Raw genomic sequence first — 2,349 nt, 5'->3', positions numbered from 1 at the left:
CCGCGTGCTCGACCAGCTGGACGTGAACCTGCTGGTCTAGTTGCGGTTCACGCGGGTGGCGTTGGCCTGGTCGCGGGGGCGCAGGACGATCTGGTCGAGGTTCACGTGCGAGGGGCGGGTCACGGCGAACGCGATGGTGTCGGCCACGTCGTCGGCGGTGAGCGGGGTCATGCCCTTGTAGACGTTCGCGGCGCGCTCGGCGTCGCCGTCGAAGCGGAGGACCGAGAAGTCCGTCTCGACCATGCCGGGGAGGATCTCGGTGAACCGGACGGGCTGGCCCAGCAGTTCGCCGCGCAGGCTCCGGTGCAGGGCGGCCTGGGCGTGCTTGGCGGAGGTGTAGCCGGAGCCGTTGTCGTAGATCTCGAAGGCGGCGATGGAGGTCACGGTCACCACGTGGCCGTCACCGGACGCGATCAGCTTGGGCAGCAGTCCCTTGGTCATGCGGAGGGTGCCGAGGACGTTCGTCTCCCACATCCAGCGGTAGTCCTCCTCGGGGTAGTCGATCACCCCGGCCATGCCACGGGCCCCGCCCGCGTTGTTGACCAGCACGTTCGCCTCGGGAACCTGCTCGAGGAACGCGGCGACGGACTCGGCGGACGTCACGTCCAGCTCGACAGCCGTCCCCTTGATGTCATCCGCGATACCCTGGAGGCGATCGAGTCGGCGGGCTCCGAGCACCACGTGGAATCCCTCGGCGGCGAGCTTGCGAGCGGTCGCTTCCCCGATTCCCGCGCTCGCTCCGGTCACAACGGCGGTTCGACGGTCGTTTGTCACGAGGACGATCGTGCCGTGCTGGTCCGACTGGCGCAGCGGCTATGACGAGCATCACTGCCGCTGAGTGGGCACTTCGGTCGTGCCGGGACGTCTTGACAAGTGGGGGAACACGAACAGCGAAGGCTCTGGAGGTCGATCGTGCGGACGAAGCTTCGAGCCGTGACCGCGTTGCTGCTGGGCGCGGCGCTGCTAGCCGGCTGCTCCAGCACGGAAGCGGGCAAGGCGAACCCGGAAGGCGCGGGTGGCGGCGCTCCGCAGGAATCGGCCTCGGTGGCCAAGTTCACCGCCGTGCCCGCCGCCGACGCGAAGGACGTTCCGGTCAACGTGCCGGTCGCCGTGTCGGTGTCGGACGGGACGATCGACTCGGTGGCGGTGAACAACCCCGAGGGGAAGCCCGTCGCGGGGAAGTTGGCCGACGACAAGAAGTCGTGGGCGACGACCGAGCCGTTGGGCTACGGGAAGGCCTACTCGTACGCGGGGAAGGCGACCGGGACCGATGGGAAGACCATCGAGTTGAAGGGCGCCTTCAACACCGTCGCACCCGCGGCGCAGGTGCGGGGGACGGTGTTCCCGACGGACGACCAGCAGGTCGGGGTGGCCGTGCCGATCATGGTGAAGTTCGACGCGCCGGTGTCGGATCGGGCGGCGGTGCAGAAGGCGTTGACCGTGACCAACACGGCCAACGTCAAAGGTTCTTGGGCTTGGTTGGGCGATTCCGAGGTGCACTACCGGCCTGAGGCCTACTGGCCTGCCAATACGAAGATCCACGTTGAGGCGAAGTTGTACGGGGTCGCTTACGGGGGCGGGGCCTACGGGTCCTCGGACGTGACTTCCGATTTCACGGTGGGGCGCAACCAGGTCGTGAAGATCGATACGCCCACGCACCAGTTGGTGGTGCAGCGTGATGGGCAGACTGTTGCCACGTACCCGGCTTCTTTTGGCAAGGACGCTGATCCGGAGTTGACCACGCCGAACGGGACGTTCGTGGTCATGCAGAAGGACGAGCAGTGGAGCTTCGACAACCCGCAGTACGGGTACACGAACGTGCTGAAGAAGTGGGCGGTTCGGTTCTCGAACCACGGGGAGTTCATCCACGAGAACAACGACAACGCCGCCAACATCGGGAAGAACAACACGTCGCACGGGTGTGCGAACCTGACCGAGGCTGACGCGAAGGCGTACTTCGACACGGCGATGATCGGGGATCCGGTGGAGGTCACCGGGTCGATCACGACGTTGCCCGCGAAGTACGACTGGTACGACTGGCAGGTGCCGTGGGCGCAGTGGCAGACGTTGTCGGCCATCTGACGGGTGCTTGAAGGGGGCGTTCCGCTGCGGCGGGGCGCCCCTTTTTGCTGGTCAGGGGTTTTTCGGGGTTTTGTCGTACCCCTTCGGTACCTTGTGTCTTGGGGGGTCTCGCTTTTGGGGGACGCTTGCGAGAGCTTGCGTTTGGAGGGGAACCCCCGATTGCGCCGATTACCCCACCCTCTTTCGTCTTGTCAAGGCTGGAAAGACGCCTTGACAAGACGAAAGAGGGTGGGGGCGCAAAAACAATCGGGGGCCGGCCGGGGTGGG

2 protein-coding genes are annotated in these 2,349 nt (G+C 66.1%); one reads left to right on the top strand and one right to left on the bottom strand.

The features are described 5' to 3' along the window. Positions 1 to 36 precede the first annotated feature (36 nt). Positions 37 to 747, bottom strand: a complete 711-nt coding sequence (locus ACFWW9_RS46065; protein WP_390389989.1) for an SDR family NAD(P)-dependent oxidoreductase — start codon at positions 745 to 747, stop codon at positions 37 to 39. Between the two features lie 165 nt (positions 748 to 912). Here ACFWW9_RS46065 and ACFWW9_RS46060 point away from each other — a divergent pair, with 165 nt between their 5' ends. After that, positions 913 to 2,082 (top strand): Ig-like domain-containing protein, encoded by a 1,170-nt coding sequence (locus ACFWW9_RS46060; RefSeq protein WP_390389987.1) that lies wholly within the window; start codon positions 913 to 915, stop codon positions 2,080 to 2,082. The last annotated feature ends 267 nt before the right edge of the window (positions 2,083 to 2,349 follow it).

Origin of the sequence: Umezawaea sp. NPDC059074 (assembly GCF_042738955.1) — a bacterium.
Classification (GTDB): domain Bacteria; phylum Actinomycetota; class Actinomycetes; order Mycobacteriales; family Pseudonocardiaceae; genus Umezawaea.
The sequence above is the reverse complement of the archived record's forward strand: the minus strand, read 5'-3'. Positions and strand labels throughout refer to the sequence as shown.